This is a genomic window from Endozoicomonas sp. (assembly GCF_051008435.1).
Taxonomy (GTDB): Bacteria; Pseudomonadota; Gammaproteobacteria; order Pseudomonadales; family Endozoicomonadaceae; genus Endozoicomonas_A.
In genome coordinates this window covers 1-1358 of the sequence record NZ_JBPCXO010000432.1, presented here as the reverse complement: position 1 = coordinate 1358, position 1358 = coordinate 1, and the positions used below count along the sequence as shown (strand labels likewise).

Annotated in this window: 1 protein-coding gene; it reads left to right on the top strand. The window is 49.4% G+C overall.

The window, feature by feature from the left end; all coding sequences use genetic code 11:
• Positions 1-21 precede the first annotated feature (21 nt).
• Positions 22-1358, top strand: a 1337-nt coding sequence (locus ACR2PX_RS21625; protein WP_434001433.1) for an ABC transporter transmembrane domain-containing protein, incomplete at its 3' end; no start/stop codon positions are given.

The window sequence follows — 1358 nt, the reverse complement described above, 5'->3', positions numbered from 1 at the left end:
GTACGCAGTTCGGATTCAGCCGTGACCTGTCTGGTCATGCTTGCCCGCTTTCATGGATTGGCCGCTCAGCCAGAACAGATCAAACATCAGTTGGGTGATTCAACCAGGGCTATTGAAGCCATTGATATACTCAGTGCCGCAAAGTTCTTAAAACTCAAAGCCCGGCGAGTTGAAACCCACAGTGAAAAACTCCAAGACCTTCCTTTACCCGCTATAGCCCGTCATACAGACGGCCACTACTTTATCATTGCCCGATTTCATGAAGGCAAGGCACTGATTCAAGACCCGCTTAAGGATAAACCGGAAACCGTTTCTCTGGATGTACTGGAAAGCCTGTTTACCGGTGAACTGTTTCTCTTTACTAAACGTTCCATGCTACCGGGTGGGATGGCCAAGTTTGACTTCAGCTGGTTTATTCCTGCGATACTCAAGCACAAGAAGCTGATTTATGAAGTGTTTCTGGCGTCCTTTTTTATTCAACTGTTTGCACTGATTACACCTCTCTTCTTCCAGGTCATCATCGACAAGGTACTGGTCAATCAGGCATTAACGACGTTGGATGTGCTGGCTTTTGGCCTGCTGGTGCTTTCTGTCTTCGATATTGTGCTGAATGGTCACAGGAATTATGTGTTCAGCCATACCACCAACCGGGTGGATGTGGTGCTGGGGTCACGGCTTTTTAATCACCTGCTGCGTTTGCCTGTTGCCTTTTTCCATGCTCGCAGGGTGGGGGACACCGTTGCCCGTGTTCGAGAGTTGGATACGATTCGGGAGTTTATTACGGGATCAGCGCTGACGCTCTGTATTGACCTGCTGTTCACCATCATCTTCTTTGTGGTGATGTACTTTTACAGCCCAACCCTCACCTGGATTGTTCTGGGCTCTATGCCTTTCTATATCATTCTGTCCCTGATTGTAACGCCGATACTCCGTGCCCGTCTGAACGAAAAGTTCAAGCGCGGTGCTGAAAATCAGTCTTTTCTGGTGGAGTCGGTTACCGGGATGGAAACCATTAAAAGCAGCGCCGTTGAGCCTCAAATGCAGAGAGTCTGGGAAGATCAGCTGGCGGCGTACGTATCAGCCTCCTTCCGGGCTATGAATCTGGGCAATATCGCCAGTCAGACTGCAGGACTGATTAATAAAGTCGTTACGGTACTGATTCTCTGGGTAGGCGCTACTTTAGTGATCAACGGCGAGCTGTCAGTGGGCATGTTGATTGCCTTTAATATGATCGCAGGCCGGGTCAGTGCACCCATTCTGAAACTGGTGCAACTCTGGCAGGACTTTCAGCAGGCGGGTATCTCTGTTCAGCGGTTGGGTGACATATTAAATACGCCTACAGAACCTGGCCATGATCC